The following is a 17,789-nucleotide window of genomic DNA, read 5'->3' as shown; positions in this document are numbered from 1 at the left end:
GAAAAGAAGCACACCGTCGGAGTGAGCGTCGCCCTGAACAAGAGCGCCAAAAAAGCCAAAACAAACAACGCAACGTAAAGACACAACACAGCCCCGACCCCCACAGGGAAGTCCCAAATTTCTCCGACATTGGCGAAGACCATGCGGCGATGCACTTACCGAAGTCCCTCGCAGCGGCCGCCGTGCTGCTTGCCTCGCTGGCTGCCCTCCCCGCATGGGCCACCGATCCGTTCACCGTCAGAGACATCCGCCTGGAAGGCCTGCAGCGCGTCGAACCCGGCACCGTGTTTGCCACCATCGGCCTGAAGGCCGGCGACACATACAACGACGAACGCGGCACCAACGCCATTCGCGAACTGTTCAAGCTCGGACTTTTCAAGGACGTGCGCATCGACGTCAACGGCAACGTGCTGGTGGTGGTGGTCGAAGAACGCCCCACCGTGGCCGACGTCGACTTTGTCGGCACCAAGGAGTTCGACAAGGTCGCGCTGCAAAAAGCCCTGCGCGACATCGGCCTGACCGACGGACAGGCCTACGACAAGGCGCTGGCCGACCGCGCCGAACAAGAACTCAAGCGCCAGTACATCAGCCGCAGCATGTACAACGCCCAGGTGGTCACCACCGTCACGCCGCTGGAGAACAACCGCGTGAACCTCACGTTCACCGTGACCGAAGGCGAGCCCGCGCGCATCACCGCAGTGCATGTGGTGGGCAACAAGGCCTTCAGCGAAAGCACGCTGCTCGACCTGTTCGACCAGGACAGCGGCGGCTGGCTGGCCTGGTACACCAAGTCCAACCAGTATTCGCGCACCAAGTTCAACGGCGACATGGAAACACTGCGCTCGTACTACCTCACGCGCGGCTACCTGGAGTTCCGCATCGACTCCACACAGGTGGCCATCTCACCCGACCGCCAGACGATCACGCTCACCGTGAACATCACCGAAGGCCAGAAGTTCGTGGTGGCCGGCGTGAAGCTCACGGGCGACTACATGGGCCGCGAGGACGAGTTCAAGACGCTGGTCACCATCCGCCCCGGCGCACCGTACAACGGCGAAGAGGTGGCGGCCACCACCAAGGCCTTTGCCGACTACTTCGGCACCTTCGGCTACGCCTTCGCGCGCGTGAAGGCCGAGCCGGAGATCGACCGGGAGAACAACCGCGTCACGCTGGTGCTGAAGGCCGAGGCCTCGCGCCGCGCGTATGTGCGGCGCATCAACATCGGCGGCAACGCCAAGACGCGCGACGAGGTGATTCGGCGCGAGTTCCGCCAGTACGAAGGCGCGTGGTACGACGGCAACAAGATCCGCGCCTCGCGCGACCGCATCGACCGGCTGGGCTTTTTCACCGACGTGAACGTCGACACCATCGACGTGCCCGGCTCGCCCGACCAGGTCGACCTGGCGGTAACGCTCACCGAAAAACCCACCGGCTCGCTGCAGCTGGGTGCGGGCTATTCGTCGACCGACAAGGTGTCGCTGACCTTCGGCATCACGCAGGAGAACGTGTTCGGCAGCGGCAACTACCTGGGGCTGAACGTGAACACCAGCTCGTACAACCGCACCATTTCGCTCACGGCCACCGACCCGTACTTCACCAAGGACGGCATCTCGCGCACGCTGAATGTGTTCCACACCACCACGCGGCCCTACTACCAGGCTGACGGCAACTACAAGCTGGCGAGCGACGGCGGCTCGGTGCGCTTCGGCTTTCCGGTGGGCGAGCAGGACACGGTGTACCTGGGCATCGGCGTGGAGCGCTATTCGTTCACGCCGGGCACCAACGGCTCTTACGCGCTGGTCGACGGCTCGTACGTGTACACGGCCACGCCGCAGGCCTACCTGGACTACTTTCAATGCACGGGCACCGCGCCCAGCGTGACCTGCGCCAAGTCGAGCATCGTGGGCATTCCGGCCACGCTGGGCTGGTCGCGCGACGACCGCGACAGCGCGCTGGTGCCCTCGCGCGGCAAGCTGCAAAGCGCCAGCCTGGAAGTGGGCGTGGGCAGCGAGCTGCGCTACCTCAAGTCGAACTACCAGTACCAGCAGTACTTTCCGCTGTCCAAGCAGTACACGCTGGCCATCAACGGCCAGCTGGGTTATGCGCGGGCGCTGGGCAACAGCACGTACCCGATCTTCAAGAACTTCTATGCCGGCGGGCTGGGCTCGATTCGCGGCTTCGAACAGAACTCGCTGGGGCCCACCGACGCCGTGACGGCCGGCGCGCTGGGCGGCACGCGCAAGGCGATCTTCAACATGGAATTCAGCACGCCCTTTCCCGGCGCGGGCAACGACAAGACGCTGCGCATGTACACCTTCATGGACGCGGGCAACGTGTTCGCCGACCGCACGGCCAGCATGAGCGACGCGCAATGGAAGGCGCAGAACAAGCTGCGCGCGTCGGCCGGCATCGGCATCAGCTGGATCTCCCCGCTGGGGCCACTGCGCCTGGCGTACGCGGTGCCACTGCTCTACCAGAAGGCGGACACGGCCAACAACATTGCGGCCGACCGCACGCAGCGCTTTCAGTTTCAGATCGGCACTTCTTTCTGAGCGGGAGGGCTGCAAACCATGGCGCGCATCCTGCTGGTGGAAGACGGGCGCGACAGCGCATCGCAATTGCTCGCGCACCTGCACGGCGCGGGCCACGAGGTGGAGCAAATCGGCGACGGCGCCGCGGCGCTCGAACGCATCCTGACGGCACCGCCCTCGCTCACGCTGCTGGACATCGTGCTGCCGCGCGCGGCGCACGCGCAGGGCGCGGTGCAGGACGGCATCGACGTGCTGCAACAGGTGCGCTCGCACAGCAACCACCCGATCATCATGCTGACGGCGCGCACGCAGGAGTGCGACCGGCTGCTCGCGCTGGACATGGGCGCGGACGACTATGTGTGCAAGCCCTTCTCGCCGCGCGAAGTGGTGGCGCGGGTGAACACCGTGCTGCGCCGGCACGCGCAGCGCCTGGGTGCCGAGCGGCCGTCGGGCACGGTGGACTTCGTCGGCACGCCGGGCATGCGCGGCAACGTCAGCCTGGAAGGCCGGCCGCTGGCGCTCACGCGGCGCGAGTTGCTGCTGCTGCGCGCGCTGTCGAATGACCCGGGGCGGGTGTTCACACGCTCCAAGCTGCTGGAGGCTGCGTTTCCCAAGGCGCTGGACGTGAACGAGCGCGCGGTGGACGGGCACATCAAGAACCTGCGCAAGAAGCTGGCGAACGTCGCGCCCACGCACGACTGGATCCGCTCGGTCTACGGCGTCGGCTTCAGCTTCGCGGAGCGGCCGGCGGGCTGAGCGGGCGGGCTGAGCGGGCGGATCAGCCGCCGCATCAGCCGGCCGGGCGCGGGGGCACCAGCGCCTTGACGCGCGCGGTGCCTTCCAGTGCGCGGGCATGGGGCGGGCCGCCGCCCATGGGCATGCCGGCCATGGGCATGCCACCCTGCAAGGGCCCACGCGGCAGCATGGCGCCCGGTGGCAGGCTGCCTTGCGGCGGCATGGCGCCCGGTGGCATGCCACCGAAGCGCGGCGGCCTGTCGACCACGGGCGTGGCCAGCGGGTCGACCACCAGCGCCAGCGTGGCCACATAGCGCTGGCGCTCTTCGCGCACCGCGCCCAGCACGGTGTCGCCGGCCTTCAGCGCAATGCCGTCCAGGCTGTTGAGCGTGTCGCGCAGCCGCGCGCGCTGGTAGAGCGAAACCTGGGTGTAGAGGAACTCGCTGAGCGCGTCGGGCAAGAAGAACTGCGAGGTGAGCACAGCGCGCGTGCCGTTCAGCACCTTCATGTGGATGTGCGTGGTGCGCCCCGCGTACCAGCCCGGGTAGACGGTGGCGAACGCGGCCACGCCCTCGCGGTCGGTGAACTGGCTGCCGCGAAGAAAGGTCTTGCCCTCGAAGGCGCCCGCGCCATCGTCGCCCTGCCCGCCAAAGCCCGAGTAGCGCCCCAGCGTGTCGCAATGCCAGAGGTCCACGCGCAGCCTGGGCAGCGGCTTGCCCGCCGTGTCGCACACGGTGAAGCGCACGTCCAGCGGCACGCCCTGCAGGCCTTCGGTGATGTCGCGACGAACTTGCGAAGCGTCCAGGTAGAACGGGCCTTCGGTGGTCTGGGCGGTCAGCGGCAGCGTGGGCGCGGCGGCCTGGGCCGGGCGCGCGGAGGCGGTGGCCAGGGCCGCTGCCCCAAGGGTGGTCAGCAGGCCGCGGCGGCCGATGGCGGGGGAATTCGGTGGGGTCATGGTTGCGTGTTCTCCTCGTTCGGTTCCGTGCGGGCAGTGCTGGCCGGGCCGGTTACGTGGCCCTCGGCCCACAGCACCAGCAGCGTCCAGGCCTGGGCGACGAGCCAGAAGAACACGGTGATCGCACCCAGCAACGCAAAGCTCAGTTCGGGTTTCATGGAAGGCCATGCTGCGCAGGCATCGGGGAGAAAAGATGGAGAAAGCAGTCTCCGCTCCGTCTCCCAATTTCCTCCACATTCCGACCACATCATCTGTTCTCGCCCCGGTTCCACCCCGTTTTGACCGTCCGTTCCGCCCCGGTTTCACTCCCCGTTCGCCTCCCATGCATGTCGCAGAATGCGGCCATGCCTGCCCCGTGCCCATGCCGCAACTGACCCTTTCCCGCAAGATCTTCCTGGCGCTGGCCGCGCTGCTGATCGTGCTGCTCATCAGCTTTGCGGGCCTGTCGATCATTGCGCTGCAGCGGGGCCTGGGCTCCTACGTGGCCGAAATCGAGATCCGGCGCATGGACTGGCTCGCGCAGCTGGTGCTGAAAAATTACGTGGCTCATGGCGACTGGAAGAACCTGCGCGACAACGACGACGCATGGCAGCGCCTGCAGATGGGCCGCTTTGCCAACGTGCTGGACAGCGCCGCCGCCAACGGCGAAGAGCGCCGGCTGCCGCCCTGGTACGAATACCGCGCGATGCACGCCGCGCCGCCGGACGGCGTGGCCGATGGCAGCCCGCCACCCCTGCCTGCCATACCGCCCATGCCACCCTCGGCGCAGCTCGACCTGCTGCCGCGCCGCGCGCCGGGCTTTCCCGGCATGCCGCCGCCCTGGGTGTTCCCCGACCCGCGTGGCATGCACGACGCCATCTACCAGCGCTTGGCCGTGCTCGACGCCAGCGGCGCGCGCGTGGTGGGTGCCGACATGGACCTGGCCAATGCCGCGCGCATGCCGATACGGCACAACAAGTCGGTCGTCGGCTACCTCGCGCTCGCGCCGTTGCAGGGGCTGGAGAGCGAGGCCGACCGCGCCTTCATCGCGCGCCAGTCGGGCGTGATCGTGCTCACCGGGCTGTGCGGCCTGGGCTTTGCGCTGGTGCTGTCGTGGTTGCTGGCGCGCCGCTGGTTCAAGCCCATCGACGAGCTCACGCAGGCCGCGCAGGACGTGGCGCGCGGGCGGCTGTCCACCCGCGTGGCGGTGCAGGGCACCGACGAGCTGGCGCTGCTGGGCAAGACCTTCAACGACATGGCGCAGCGCCTGGACACGGTGGAGGCCACGCGCCGCGCCTGGCTGGCCGATGCGGCGCACGAGCTGCGCACGCCGCTTGCCGCCATGCGCGCCGAAATAGAAGCGCTGCAGGACGGCGTGCGCACCTTCGACGAACGCACCGCGCTGCGGCTGCACCGCCAGGTGATCCGCCTGGGCCAACTGGTGGACGACCTGCGCAGCAGCATGCGCGAGCCGCAGAGCGACCTGCTCACGGCCACCGTGTTCCCGCTGTCGCTGCTGAAAGAAGCGCTGGATCACACGCGCGACCGCTTCGCCAAGCGCGGCGTGAAGGTCGACCGCGAGGCCGTCGACCGCATCGACAGCTTCTCGCAGCCGACCGTGGACGGCGACGCGCACCGGCTGCACCAGGTGTTCATGAACCTGCTGGAAAACACGCTGGCCTACACCGACGAAGGCGGCACGCTGCGCATCGACGTGACGGTGGAAGGCGCGTGGACCGGCAACTGCCTCACGCTGCTGTTCGACGACAGCGCGCCCGGCGTACCCGAGAGCGAACTGCCGCGCCTGTTCGACCGGCTGTTCCGCGGGGAGTCTTCGCGCAGCCGCGAACACGGCGGCTCCGGGCTGGGCCTGTCGATCTGCCGCGCCACGCTCGAGGCGCACGGCGGCACCATCGACGCGTCGGCTTCGCCGCTGGGCGGGCTGCGCGTGACCCTTACCCTTCCACTGGCCACACCGCAATGACACGCATCGTCATCGTCGAAGACGAGATCGACATCGCCTCGGTGGTGCAAGACTATTTGCGCCACGCGGGCTACGAGACCACGCATTTCACCGACGGGCAAAGCGCGCTGCAAGGCATCGTGGCCGCGCCGCCAGACCTCACGCTGCTGGACATCATGCTGCCGCGGCTGGACGGCATCGAGGTGCTGCGCCGCGCGCGCGAGCACACGGCGCACCCGATCATCATGCTCACCGCGCGCATCGAAGAGGTCGACCGCCTGCTCGGCCTGGAGCTGGGCGCGGACGACTACGTGTGCAAGCCCTTTTCGCCGCGCGAGCTGGTGGCGCGGGTGCGTGCCGTGCTGCGGCGCACCGCCGGCCCGGCGCTGGGCGGGCAGGGCAACGGCACGGCCTCGTCCGACGAAGCTCCGGGCCTGGTGCTTGACGACGTGCACTGGCGCGCGTCGCTCGAAGGCACGCCGCTGAACCTCACGCGGCGCGAGTTCGGGCTGCTGCAGGTGCTGTCGCGGCACCCGGGGCGCATCTTCTCGCGCGCCCGCCTGCTGGAGCTGGCCTACGACGACACGGTGGACGTGACGGAGCGCGCCATCGACAGCCATGTGAAGAACCTGCGCCGCAAGCTGGGCGCGGTGACGCCGGCGCACGACTGGATACGGTCGGTGTACGGCGTGGGCTTTGCGTGGGAAGCGCCGGTGCCGGCGTAGCGGCCACCCCCGGGTTGCTTCAGGGCACCGCGGGTTTCTTCTTCAGCCCCAGCGCGCCTTCGAGCATGCGCATGACGGTCTCGCGCGCCTGCTCGAAGTCTTCGGGCTCCAGCGTGGGCTTGCCCAGCAGCATGCGCATCTGCCAGGCGAAGTCGGCATAGGTCTGGGTCATGGCCCACAGCGTGAACAGCAGGTGCGCCACCGGCAGCGGCTGCACGTCGCCCTGGGCCATCCACCGGTGCAGCACGGCGGCCTCGGCGCGGAACGCGGGCACCAGCTTGGCCTGAATGTCGTCGGCGCACTGCGGCGCCTGCGAAATGATTTCCTGCGCGAACAGGCGCGAGCCCGAGGGGTGGTCGTACGAGAACTGCAGCTTCTGCGTGACGTAGCGCTCCAGCGCCGCACAGGGGTCGAGGTCGGCCGCGGCCAGGCTGTCGAGGTTGGACAGCCACGCGTCGAGCACGTCGTTGAACACGCGCCGGTACAGCGCCTTCTTCGACGGAAAGTAATACAGCAGGCTCTGCTTGGAGAGGCCTGCATCGGCCGCGATGTCGTCCACCGACACGCCGCCGTAGCCGTGCACTGCAAAGCGCTCTTGCGCCACGGCGAGGATGGCGCTCTCCAGGCTCTGGCGGCGGGCCTGGCGCTTGACGGCGGGGGGGCGCGCGGCGCTCATGCAGCAACCTCCACGCTGCGCGTTGCGGTGCGTGGAGGTTGCTTGCGGCCCGGCGCGGCGCTCATGAGCACTTCATCCGCGCGAGAAAGCGCACCAGCCGGTCGTCCCCGCACTGCGTGACGTTGAAGCGGTACCAGGCCAGGGGCTGCGGCGTGGCGCCGAAGTCGGTCGCCGCCGCCAACGGCAGGCCTTGCTTGCGCGCCTCCTGCAGCACGGCGTCGACTGTCGGGCGCGGCGCGCTGTCAGCAGGCCAGCCGGCACACAGGAACGGGCCGCCGTCGGGCACATGCAGCGCCTGCAGGCCGGCACCGGTGAGCAGCGACAGCGTGCGTTCGCCGGCCATCTTCAGCGCGGTGTTGAGCTTGAGCAGAAAGCGCGGGTAGCCCGCATCGGACAGCACCTCGCTGGCCACGCGCTCCTCGAACTCGCTCGGGCCCAGCGTGGTGTGCAGGCAGCGCAGCGCGGCATCGTCGACCCAGCGCTGCGGCAGCAGCACATGCGCGAGCCGCAGCGTGGCCGACAGCGTGGTCGACACGCCACCGATCTGCGCCACGCGCTGCAGCCCGTCCATGGCCGCGAGGCTGGGCGCCTGCACCGGCGAGAGGCCGCGCCAGGTGTCGAGCTCGATCACGCGCAGGTCGTGCCGCTCGGCCGCCTGCAAGGCTTGGTGCGCGCCTTGCGGGCTCATGCAGATGCCCAGCGGGTTGGACACGGCGGTCGACAGAAACAGCAGGCGCTGGCGGCCTTCGCACGGCAGCAGCGGCGCCAGGCCGTCGAGCGTGGGGATGTCGAGGCAGCCGCCGCGCCGAGGCACTTCGCGAATGCGCCGCCCGAGCGTGAGCACCAGGTTGCGCAGCTGGCGCGAAGCGGGCGACTCGAGCAGCACCGCGTCGCCCGGCGCGGTCCAGGCCTGCAGCAGGCACATGGCCGCGCCCAGGCTGCCGGCGGCCGTCATCACCTGCTGCGGTGCCAGCCCGGGCAGCTCGGCGCGGTGGCGCGCCGCAATGAGTTCGCGCAGGCGCGGCAGGCCGAAGCTGGGGCGTGCGCCGCCGTCCCACTCGGGCGCGGCGCGCGCCACGCGGCGCAGGGCTTCGCGCACCAGTTCGTCGCCGCGGTATTCGGCAGGGGGCGGCCGCTCCGGAGCGCACGGCGGCTCGGCGATGCGCGGCACCGCGTCGTCGGCCATGCGCGCGGGCCGGTGCAGCACGTAGTAGCCGCTGCCCGGGCGCGAGGCCAGCACGGAGCGCGCGCGCAAGGCGCTGTACGACTCGGTGACGGTGAAGGTGCTGATGCCCAGCTTGCCCGCCAGCGCGCGCACCGACGGCATCTTGGTGCCCGGTGCCAGGCGCCCGTCGCTCACACGCAATTCCACGCCCAGCACCAGGCGCTGCGCGAGGCCCAGGCCGGGGGCGGCCTCTTGCATGTCGCCCATCAGGCCTTGCATCCAGCCCTGCATCCAGCCGGCGCCGAGCGCCGCTGGTGGATGCGACGCCAGCGGATGGGGCGCAAGCGGATGCGGCGCCGGGACGTTGCTTGAACTCTGCATCGCGGTGTCTCCTTCGAAGCTCGAACGGCCCGGGTCGGCAAAAGACAGGGTTTGCCCGCAAGAACCGTGCTGGCCGGTGCACCAGACAGCACGGGCGGCGGCGGCAAACACTTTCTCGCGCGCCGCGCCAACTGTGTATGGGCGGCACCCCTTGTTTGCTGAATCATCGCGACATTCGACCACTTGGTCAAACTTCACGAGGGCTCGCTCCCTGGTGTCGCAACAGATCCCCACCACGATCCTGGAGCCTGAACGCCCATGAACAGCACGATGAATTCCGTCGCGCCCACCGCCGCCATCACCTCCGATGTGCGCGCCGGCCGCCTAGCCCCCGCGCAGTACGCCAAGAACTTCTGCGACGCCCACCCGCCGCTGAACGTGGTGCAGGCCAACATCGAGGCGGAGCGTTGCTACTACTGCTACGACGCGCCTTGCCAGACGGCCTGCCCCACGGGCATCGACATTCCCACCTTCATCCGCCGCATTGCCGACGGCAACCTGCGCGGCGCGGCGCGCACCATCCTCGAAGAGAACCCGCTGGGCGGCATGTGCGCACGCGTGTGCCCCACCGAGGTGCTGTGCGAGCAGGCCTGCGTGCGCAACACCAACGAGAGCAAGCCGGTGGAAATAGGCCTGCTGCAGCGCCACGCGACCGATGCCTTCTTCGATGCGCCCGGCAAGCCGCTGTTCGTGCGCGCGGCCGACACCGGGAGGCGCGTGGCGGTGGTGGGCGCAGGCCCCGCGGGCCTGGCGTGCGCGCACCGGCTCGCAGTGCTCGGCCACCAGGTGGTGCTGTTCGACGCGCGGCCCAAGCTGGGCGGCCTGAACGAGTACGGCCTGGCCAGCTACAAGACCGTGGACGGCTTCGCGCAGCGCGAGATCGAATGGCTGCTGTCGGTCGGCGGCATCGAAGTGCGCAACAACCACGCACTGGGCCGCGAGCTGCAGCTGGACACGCTGGCCGCCGAACACGACGCTGTGTTTCTCGGCCTCGGCCTGGCCGGCGTGAACGCGCTGGGCCTGGGCGAGCAGGCCGGCGTGCGCGACGCGGTCGACTTCATCGCCGAGCTGCGCCAGGCCGCGTCGCCGGCGGACGTGGCCATCGGCCGGCACGTGGTGGTGATCGGTGGCGGCATGACGGCGGTGGACGCCGCGGTGCAGTCGCGCAAGCTGGGCGCGGAGGACGTGAGCATCGTCTACCGGCGCGGCGCCGAAGCCATGGGCGCCTCGGTCGACGAACAGAGCTGGGCCAAGGAGAACGGCGTGCGCATCGTCCACTGGGCCGCGCCGAAAGCGCTGCGTGCCACGGGCAGCGTGCTGCGCGGCATCGACTTTGCGCGCACCGCGCTGGTCGACGGCAGGCTGGTGGAAACCGGCGAGGGCCTGGCGCTGCAGGCCGACATGGTGCTGTGCGCCATCGGCCAGAGCTTTGTGGCTACCGCGCTGGAAGACAGCGGCGTGCAACTGCAGGGCGGGCGCATCAGCACCGATGCGGAATGCCGCAGCTCGCGGCCCAAGGTGTGGGCCGGCGGGGACGCGCGCTTTGGTGGGCGCGACCTCACGGTCGAGGCGGTGGAAGACGGCAAGCAGGCCGCGCTGTCCATCGACAGGCACCTGCGCGCCGCGGCGTAGCGCAGCAAGCGCTGCGAATCCCTCCCTCTTCTTCACACATCCCCCCGTTCGCGCACCGACGCGACAGGAGCAATTCACATGGCAGACCTGAGCACCGACTTCGTGGGCATCCGCAGCCCCAACCCCTTCTGGCTTGCATCCGCGCCCCCGACCGACAAAGAGGTCAACGTGGTGCGCGCCTTCGAGGCCGGCTGGGGCGGCGTGGTGTGGAAGACCGTGGGCGAAGACCCGAACGTGGTCAACGTGCACGGCCCGCGCTACGCCGTGTCCTACGCGGCCGACCGCCGCGTGACCGGCTTCAACAACATCGAGCTGATTTCCGACCGGCCGCTGCGCACCAACCTCGAGGAAATGACCCGCGTGAAGCGCAACTGGCCCGACCGCGCGCTGGTCGCCTCGGTGATGGTGCCGTGCACCGAAGAGGCCTGGAAGGCCATCCTGCCGATGGTGGAAGACACCGGCTGCGACGGGCTGGAGCTGAACTTCGGCTGCCCGCACGGCATGAGCGAACGCGGCATGGGCGCGGCCGTGGGCCAGGTGCCCGCGTACATCCAGATGGTGGCCGAGTGGTGCAAGCACTACTCCCGGCTGCCGCTGATCGTGAAGCTCACGCCCAACGTGGCCGACATCCGCCCGGCCGCGCGCGCCGCCAAAAAGGGCGGTGCAGACGCGGTGAGCCTCATCAACACCATCAACTCGATCATGGGCGTCGACCTGGACGCCATGGCCATGATCCCCAACACCGGCGGCATGGGCTCGCACGGCGGCTACTGCGGCCCCGGCGCGAAGCCCATCGCGCTGCACATGGTGGCCGAGATTGCGCGCGACCCCGAGACCGCGGGGCTGCCCATTTCGGGCATTGGCGGCGTGTCGACCTGGCGCGACGCGGCGGAGTTCATTGCGTTGGGCAGCGGCTCGGTGCAGGTGTGCACCGCCGCCATGGTGTACGGCTTCAAGATCGTGCAGGACCTGTGCGACGGCCTGTCCAACTTCATGGACCAGAAGGGCTACGACAGCCTCGCGCAGTTGCAGGGCCGCGCCATCGGCAGCATCACCGACTGGAAGCAGCTCAACCTGAACCACGTCGACAAGGCCGTGATTCACCAGGACGCCTGCATCCAGTGCGGTCGATGCCACGTGGTGTGCGAAGACACCTCGCACCAGGCCATTACCGCCACCAAGGACGGCATGCGCTTCTTCGAGGTGAAGGAAGAAGAGTGCGTGGGCTGCAACCTGTGCGTGTCGATCTGCCCGGTGCCCGGCGCGCTCTCCATGCGCACGCTCCAGCCGGGCGAAATGGACGCGCGCACCGGCCACCCCGTGGTCGCCCACTACGCCAACTGGACCACCCACCCCAACAACCCGATGCGCGCCGACAGCCATGCCTGACCCGATGACCGAATGACCGAATGACCCAACCCGGCGCAGACCGGGCCCGCGACAGGAGGGGACCAACAACACAGCCCACGCAGGAGAAAAGCTACATGACGACCCCATCGCAGCACGGCGGCGGCCCCGCCGCCAACCTCTGGAACGAGGACCTCGCGCCCACCACGCTCGCGCAGCGAACGTGGCGCTGGTACCACTTCGCGGCCCTGTGGGTGGGCATGGTGATGTGCATTCCGGCCTACACGCTGGCGGCCAGCCTGATCGAGGGTGGCATGTCGTGGAGCCAGGCGGTGCTCACGGTGTTTCTGGGCAACGCCATCGTGCTGGTGCCGATGCTGCTCATCGGGCATGCGGGGGCGAAGTACGGCATTCCTTATGCGGTGATGGCGCGCGCCTCGTTCGGCACGCGCGGCGCGCGGCTGCCCGCGTTGCTGCGCGCCGTCGTGGCCTGCGGCTGGTACGGCATTCAGACCTGGTTTGGCGGCGAGATGATCTACACGCTGGCCGGCGTGCTCATCGGCCATCCTCTGGGTGGAGACAAGCTGCCGGTGCTGGGCATCAACGGCGCGCAGCTGGTGTGCTTTCTGCTGTTCTGGGCGATTCAGCTGTACTTTGTGGTGCACGGCATCGAGTCGATCCGCCGGCTCGAGACCTACACCGCGCCGCTGAAAATTCTGGTGTGCATCGCGCTGCTCTACTGGGCCGTGCAGCGCGCGGGCGGGCTCGGTCCCATCTTCGAGCAGCCCTCGCAGTTCGAGCCCGGCGGCAAAAAGGCGGGCTTGTTCTGGGCGGTGTTCTGGCCCTCGCTCACGGCCATGGTCGGCTTCTGGGCCACGCTGGCGCTGAACATTCCGGACTTCACGCGGTTCTCGCGCTCGCAGCGCGACCAGGTGGTGGGCCAGGTCATCGGCCTGCCCGCGCCCATGGGTCTGCTCGCGATGATGGCGGTGATGGTCACTTCCGCCACCGTGGTGATCTACGGCAAGGCGCTGTGGGACCCGGTGGACCTGGCCAGCCGCATGACGGGCGCGGCGGTGCTGATTGCGCTGCTCATTCTGCTGATCGACACCGTGAGCGTGAACCTGGCGGCCAACCTGGTGGGGCCGGCCTACGACTTCTCGGCCCTCAACCCCGAAAAAATCTCCTACCGCAAGGGCGGCTACATCACCGCCGGCATTGCCATCGTGATGATGCCGTGGAAGGTGCTGGAGACCACGCAGGGCTACATCTTCACCTGGCTCATCGGCTACTCGGCGCTGCTGGGCCCGGTGGCGGGCATCCTGATTGCCGACTACTACTTCGTGCGCCGCAAGGAGCTCGACGTCGATGCGCTGTACCGCGGCACCGGCCCCTACACCTACCGCAACGGCTGGAACATGGCGGCGGTGGCGGCCTTTGTGGTGGGCGTGCTGCCCAACATTCCGGGCTTTCTCAACGCGGCCTTTCCGCAGGCCGTGCCCTCGACGCCGGAGATCTTCAAGACGATCTACACCTATGCGTGGTTCGTCGGCGTCGCGCTGTCGGCCGTGGTGTACCTGGGGCTGATGAAAATGCACGCCCCTCGGCACCAGGGCCTGGCCACGCCCATCAAACATCTCAGCTGAAAAAAGGAACTCACGCCATGACCGTACTCATTCGCGGTGGCACGGTGGTCAACGCCGATGCCGAACACCGGGCCGACGTGCTCTGCGAAGGCGACAAGGTGGTGCAGGTCGGCACCGACCTGCAGGCCCCCGCTGGCGCGCAGGTGATCGACGCAGGCGGCGCCTACGTGATGCCCGGCGGTATCGACCCGCACACCCACATGCAGTTGCCCTTCATGGGCACGGTGGCGGCCGACGACTTCTTCAGCGGCACGGCGGCGGGGCTGGGCGGGGGCACCACCAGCATCATCGACTTCGTGATTCCCGACCCGCAGCAGTCGCTGATGGACGCCTTTCGCATGTGGCGCGGCTGGGCCGAAAAGTCGGCCGGCGACTACAGCTTTCACGTGGCCGTGACCTGGTGGAACGACAGCGTGCACCAGGACATGGGGGAGCTGGTGCGCGAGCACGGCGTGAACAGCTTCAAGCACTTCATGGCCTACAAGAACGCCATCATGGCCGACGACGAGATTCTGGTGAAGAGCTTCCAGCGCTCGCTGGAGCTTGGCGCCATGCCCACGGTGCACGCGGAAAACGGCGAGCTGGTGGCGATGCTGCAGCAGCAGTTGCTGGCGCAGGGCATCCGTGGGCCCGAAGGCCATCCGCTGTCGCGCCCGCCGATGGTGGAGGCCGAAGCGGCCAACCGCGCCATTGCCATCGCCGACGTGCTGGGCGTGCCCATCTACGTGGTGCATGTGTCGTGCGGCGAGGCGCTGGAGGCCATCACCCGCGCCCGCGCCCGCGGCCAGCGCGTGTACGGCGAGGTGCTGGCCGGCCACCTGGTGGTCGACGAAAGCGTGTACCGCGACCCCGACTTCGCGCGCGCCGCCGCCCACGTGATGAGCCCGCCCTTTCGCTCGCGCGAGAACCAGGCCATGCTGTGGCGCGGCCTGCAGGGCGGCAACCTGCACACCACGGCCACCGACCACTGCACCTTCTGCGCCGAGCAGAAGGCGGCGGGCCGCAACGACTTCACCAAAATTCCCAACGGCTGCGGCGGCGTGGAAGAACGCATGGCCGTGCTGTGGGACGCGGGCGTGAACACCGGGCGGCTCACGCCCTCGGAGTTCGTGCGCGTCACCTCCACCAACGCGGCCCAGCTGTTCAACCTGTACCCGCGCAAGGGCGTGGTTCAGGCGGGGGCCGATGCCGACATCGTGGTGTGGGACCCGACCGCCACCAAGACCCTGTCGGTGAAAACACAGCACTCGAAGAGCGACTTCAACATCTTCGAAGGCCGCCAGGTCACCGGCGTGCCCAAACACACCGTGGCCGCGGGCCGCTGGGTGTACCGCGACGGCGACCTGCGCGCCGAGCCGGGCACCGGCCGCTACCTGAAGCGCCCGCCCTTCGCGCCGATGTTCACCGCGCTGGAACGCTTCAAAAGCCAGCATGCGCCCACGGCCGTGGCGCGCTGAACCCCCAAGGAGTCATGCAGATGAATGCAGCAGTGGACAAGCAGGTACTGGCGATCGACGGCAAGCGGCTGTGGAGCGCGCTGATGGAACTCGCGCGCATCGGCGCCACGCCCAAGGGCGGCGTGAAGCGCCTGGCGCTGACCGACCTCGACAAGCAGGGCCGCGACCTCGTGGTGGCGTGGGGCAAGGAGGCGGGCCTGTCGATCACCGTCGACCAGATCGGCAATGTCTTCATGCGCCGCGAAGGCACCAACCCCGCGCTGGCGCCGGTGGTGTCGGGCAGCCACATCGACACGCAGCCCACCGGCGGCAAGTTCGACGGCAACTACGGCGTGCTGGCCGCGCTGGAGGTGGTGCGCACGCTGAACGACCGGGGCATTCGCACCGAGGCGCCGATCGAGGTGGCCTTCTGGACCAACGAGGAAGGCTCGCGCTTCGTGCCGGTGATGATGGGCTCGGGCGTGTTCTGCGGCGCCTTCAGCCTCGAACACGCCTATGCCGCGACCGACACCGAGGGCCACACGGTGCGCGACGAGCTGCAGCGCATCGGCTACGTGGGCACGCAGACGCCGGGCGACCACCCCATGGGCGCCTACTTCGAGGCGCACATCGAGCAGGGGCCGGTGCTGGAGGACGCGGGCAAGGTGATCGGCGTGGTGCCGGCCGTGCTCGGGCTTTCCTGGTACGACTGCGTGGTGACCGGCATGGAGGCCCACGCGGGCCCGACGCCCATGCACCTGCGCCGCGACGCGCTGCAGGTGGCCACGCGCATCATGCAGGAGGTGGTGGCCATCGCGCACAGCCATCCGCCCTACGGGCGCGGCACGGTCGGCATGGTGCAGGTGCACCCGAACAGCCGCAACGTGATTCCGGGGCAGGTGAAGTTCTCCATCGACCTGCGCAACGTGAACGACGAGCTGCTCGACCTGATGCATGCCGAGATCACCGCCTTCATCGATCGCACGCGGCGCGAGACCGGGCTGGGCGTGACCCTGGAGCGGGTGTCTTACATACCGCCCTGCCCGTTCCACCCCGACTGCGTGGACGCGGTGCGCCGTGCGACCGAGCGGCTGGTCTACTCGACCATGGACGTGGTGTCGGGCGCGGGGCACGACGCGATCTATGCCGCACGGCTCGCGCCGGCCGGAATGATCTTCGTGCCATGCAAGGACGGCATCAGCCACAACGAGATCGAGGACGCGCAGCCCGACCACCTCACGGCGGGCTGCAACGTGCTGCTGCACGCGATGCTCGAAAGCGCGAAGCGCGTGGACTGAGGCGCTGCTTGGGCCCCTGCCTGCGCCTGCTTGCGGCTGCTTACTGGTACGCCGCCAGCTCGTGCTTGGCAATGGCGTTGCGGTGCACCTCGTCGGGGCCGTCCGCCACGCGCAGGTGGCGCTCGTAGGCGTAGAAGTGCGTGAGCAGCGTGTCCTGGCTCAGGCCCATGGCACCGAAGGCCTGCATGGCCCAGTCGATCACCTTCACGCAGTTGTTGGGCGTGAGCACCTTGATCATCGCGATCTCCTTCGCGGCCACCTTGTTGCCCACGGTGTCCATGCGGTAGGCCGCGTTGAGCACCATCCAGCGCGACTGCTCGATCAGCATGCGCGACTCGGCAATGCGCTCGCGCCACACGCCCTGCTCCGACAGCGGCTTGTGGAACGCGGTGCGCGACACCAGCCGCTGGCACATCATCTCCAGCGCCGACTCGGCCATGCCGATGGCGCGCATGCAGTGGTGAATGCGCCCGGGGCCGAGGCGGCCCTGCGCAATCTCGAAGCCGCGGCCTTCGCCCAGCAGAATGTTCTCGACCGGCACGCGCACGTTGTCGAACACGATCTCCGGGTGGCCGAAGGGCGGGTCGTACATGCCCAGCAACTGCATGTCGCGCACGATGGTCACGCCGGGCGTGTTCTTGGGCACCAGCACCATCGACTGCTGCTTGTGGCGGTCGGCGTTGTCGGGGTCGGTCTTGCCCATGAGGATGAAGATTTCGCAGCGCTCGTTCATGGCGCCGGTGATGTACCACTTGCGCCCGTTGATGACGTACTCGTTGCCTTCGCGGCGGATGCTGCAGCGGATGTTGGTGGCGTCGCTGGAGGCCACCTCGGGCTCTGTCATGGCGAACGACGAGCGAATGTCGCCCGCCAGCAGCGGCGTGAGCCAGCGCTCCTGCTGCGCCTTGGTGCCGTAGCGCGCAAGCACTTCCATGTTGCCGGTGTCGGGCGCGGAGCAGTTGAAGATTTCAGCGCACCAGTAGCGCCGGCCCATGATTTCGCACAGCGGCGCGTACTCGACGTTGGTGAGGCCGGGGCCGTGCTCGGCCTCGGGCAGAAAGAGGTTCCACAGCCCGCGCTCGCGCGCCTTGGCCTTCAGGCCAGCCATCATGGGCAGCTCGGCGTAGGGGTGGCCGGCGCGGGCGTTGGCGGCCAGCTCTTCCTCGCGGCGCTTCTCGTTCGGGTAGACGTGTTCGTCCATGAACTTGAGCAGCTCGTCGCGCAGCGCGATCACCTTGGGTGTGAATTCGAAATGCATGTGTCTCGTCCTTCTTGTCTTTGGGTGTGCCGTGCACGATACGTCGCGATGCGTGGCGGCGC

Annotated in this window: 14 protein-coding genes; 9 read left to right on the top strand and 5 right to left on the bottom strand. The window is 68.7% G+C overall.

Going from position 1 to position 17,789, the window contains the following annotated elements; all coding sequences use genetic code 11:
• Positions 1–149: 149 nt before the first annotated feature.
• A complete protein-coding gene (gene bamA / locus VLK31_RS26040; RefSeq protein WP_409171365.1) occupies positions 150–2,552 on the top strand; it encodes an outer membrane protein assembly factor BamA in 2,403 nt (800 codons plus the stop codon).
• Between the two features lie 18 nt (positions 2,553–2,570).
• On the top strand, positions 2,571–3,287 hold the full coding sequence (locus tag VLK31_RS26035) for a response regulator (protein ID WP_409171364.1): 717 nt from the start codon (positions 2,571–2,573) through the stop codon (positions 3,285–3,287).
• A 34-nt stretch (positions 3,288–3,321) separates the two neighbouring features.
• Here VLK31_RS26035 and VLK31_RS26030 read toward each other — a convergent pair whose 3' ends face one another.
• Positions 3,322–4,221, bottom strand: a complete 900-nt coding sequence (locus tag VLK31_RS26030; protein ID WP_409171363.1) for an intradiol ring-cleavage dioxygenase — start codon at positions 4,219–4,221, stop codon at positions 3,322–3,324.
• Positions 4,218–4,379: a hypothetical protein gene (locus VLK31_RS26025; RefSeq protein ID WP_409171362.1), complete on the bottom strand. Its 162-nt coding sequence runs from the start codon at positions 4,377–4,379 to the stop codon at positions 4,218–4,220. Before VLK31_RS26025 ends, VLK31_RS26030 begins: the two co-directional genes overlap by 4 nt.
• A gap of 203 nt (positions 4,380–4,582) precedes the next feature.
• On the opposite strand from VLK31_RS26025, the gene VLK31_RS26020 reads away from it, so the two are divergent.
• Positions 4,583–6,184: an ATP-binding protein gene (locus VLK31_RS26020; protein ID WP_409171449.1), complete on the top strand. Its 1,602-nt coding sequence runs from the start codon at positions 4,583–4,585 to the stop codon at positions 6,182–6,184.
• Positions 6,181–6,888 (top strand): response regulator, encoded by a 708-nt coding sequence (locus VLK31_RS26015; RefSeq protein ID WP_409171361.1) that lies wholly within the window; start codon positions 6,181–6,183, stop codon positions 6,886–6,888. The genes VLK31_RS26020 and VLK31_RS26015 overlap by 4 nt, the downstream gene beginning before the upstream one ends.
• 19 nt (positions 6,889–6,907) lie before the next feature.
• Here the strand turns inward: VLK31_RS26015 and VLK31_RS26010 are convergent, their stop codons facing one another.
• Both VLK31_RS26010 and VLK31_RS26005 read right to left on the bottom strand, forming a co-directional pair.
• Complete coding sequence (locus VLK31_RS26010) at positions 6,908–7,564, bottom strand: TetR family transcriptional regulator C-terminal domain-containing protein (protein ID WP_409171360.1); 657 nt, start codon at positions 7,562–7,564, stop codon at positions 6,908–6,910.
• Positions 7,565–7,625: 61 nt separating this feature from the next.
• On the bottom strand, positions 7,626–9,110 hold the full coding sequence (locus VLK31_RS26005; protein WP_409171359.1) for a PLP-dependent aminotransferase family protein: 1,485 nt from the start codon (positions 9,108–9,110) through the stop codon (positions 7,626–7,628).
• Between the two features lie 258 nt (positions 9,111–9,368).
• On the opposite strand from VLK31_RS26005, the gene VLK31_RS26000 reads away from it, so the two are divergent.
• From VLK31_RS26000 to VLK31_RS25980, 5 genes are all read left to right on the top strand, one after another.
• Positions 9,369–10,742 carry an NAD(P)-dependent oxidoreductase gene (locus tag VLK31_RS26000; protein ID WP_409171358.1) on the top strand — a complete coding sequence of 458 codons (1,374 nt, stop codon included), beginning with the start codon at positions 9,369–9,371 and terminating at the stop codon, positions 10,740–10,742.
• A 78-nt stretch (positions 10,743–10,820) separates the two neighbouring features.
• The gene (gene preA / locus VLK31_RS25995) at positions 10,821–12,131 is read left to right on the top strand and encodes an NAD-dependent dihydropyrimidine dehydrogenase subunit PreA (protein ID WP_409171357.1); all 1,311 of its coding nucleotides are present in this window, start codon (positions 10,821–10,823) and stop codon (positions 12,129–12,131) included.
• Positions 12,132–12,226: 95 nt separating this feature from the next.
• Positions 12,227–13,735, top strand: a complete 1,509-nt coding sequence (locus VLK31_RS25990; RefSeq protein ID WP_409171356.1) for an NCS1 family nucleobase:cation symporter-1 — start codon at positions 12,227–12,229, stop codon at positions 13,733–13,735.
• A gap of 17 nt (positions 13,736–13,752) precedes the next feature.
• A complete protein-coding gene (gene hydA / locus VLK31_RS25985; RefSeq protein ID WP_409171355.1) occupies positions 13,753–15,192 on the top strand; it encodes a dihydropyrimidinase in 1,440 nt (479 codons plus the stop codon).
• A 14-nt stretch (positions 15,193–15,206) separates the two neighbouring features.
• The gene (locus tag VLK31_RS25980) at positions 15,207–16,469 is read left to right on the top strand and encodes a Zn-dependent hydrolase (RefSeq protein ID WP_409171354.1); all 1,263 of its coding nucleotides are present in this window, start codon (positions 15,207–15,209) and stop codon (positions 16,467–16,469) included.
• A gap of 40 nt (positions 16,470–16,509) precedes the next feature.
• On the opposite strand, the gene VLK31_RS25975 is transcribed toward VLK31_RS25980, so the two are convergent.
• A complete protein-coding gene (locus VLK31_RS25975; protein WP_409171353.1) occupies positions 16,510–17,727 on the bottom strand; it encodes an acyl-CoA dehydrogenase family protein in 1,218 nt (405 codons plus the stop codon).
• Positions 17,728–17,789: the final 62 nt, after the last annotated feature.

The organism is Variovorax sp. H27-G14, assembly GCF_046156345.1.
GTDB lineage: Bacteria > Pseudomonadota > Gammaproteobacteria > Burkholderiales > Burkholderiaceae_C > Variovorax.
This window is presented reverse-complemented; position numbering and strand designations above follow the sequence as displayed.

Coding starts and splice junctions, on each gene's coding strand:
- bamA (WP_409171365.1), top strand. CDS start 150: ATGCACTTACCGAAGTCCCTCGCAGCGGCCGCCGTGCTGCTTGCCTCG.
- VLK31_RS26035 (WP_409171364.1), top strand. CDS start 2,571: ATGGCGCGCATCCTGCTGGTGGAAGACGGGCGCGACAGCGCATCGCAA.
- VLK31_RS26030 (WP_409171363.1), bottom strand. CDS start 4,221: ATGACCCCACCGAATTCCCCCGCCATCGGCCGCCGCGGCCTGCTGACC.
- VLK31_RS26025 (WP_409171362.1), bottom strand. CDS start 4,379: ATGAAACCCGAACTGAGCTTTGCGTTGCTGGGTGCGATCACCGTGTTC.
- VLK31_RS26020 (WP_409171449.1), top strand. CDS start 4,583: ATGCCGCAACTGACCCTTTCCCGCAAGATCTTCCTGGCGCTGGCCGCG.
- VLK31_RS26015 (WP_409171361.1), top strand. CDS start 6,181: ATGACACGCATCGTCATCGTCGAAGACGAGATCGACATCGCCTCGGTG.
- VLK31_RS26010 (WP_409171360.1), bottom strand. CDS start 7,564: ATGAGCGCCGCGCGCCCCCCCGCCGTCAAGCGCCAGGCCCGCCGCCAG.
- VLK31_RS26005 (WP_409171359.1), bottom strand. CDS start 9,110: ATGCAGAGTTCAAGCAACGTCCCGGCGCCGCATCCGCTTGCGCCCCAT.
- VLK31_RS26000 (WP_409171358.1), top strand. CDS start 9,369: ATGAACAGCACGATGAATTCCGTCGCGCCCACCGCCGCCATCACCTCC.
- preA (WP_409171357.1), top strand. CDS start 10,821: ATGGCAGACCTGAGCACCGACTTCGTGGGCATCCGCAGCCCCAACCCC.
- VLK31_RS25990 (WP_409171356.1), top strand. CDS start 12,227: ATGACGACCCCATCGCAGCACGGCGGCGGCCCCGCCGCCAACCTCTGG.
- hydA (WP_409171355.1), top strand. CDS start 13,753: ATGACCGTACTCATTCGCGGTGGCACGGTGGTCAACGCCGATGCCGAA.
- VLK31_RS25980 (WP_409171354.1), top strand. CDS start 15,207: ATGCAGATGAATGCAGCAGTGGACAAGCAGGTACTGGCGATCGACGGC.
- VLK31_RS25975 (WP_409171353.1), bottom strand. CDS start 17,727: ATGCATTTCGAATTCACACCCAAGGTGATCGCGCTGCGCGACGAGCTG.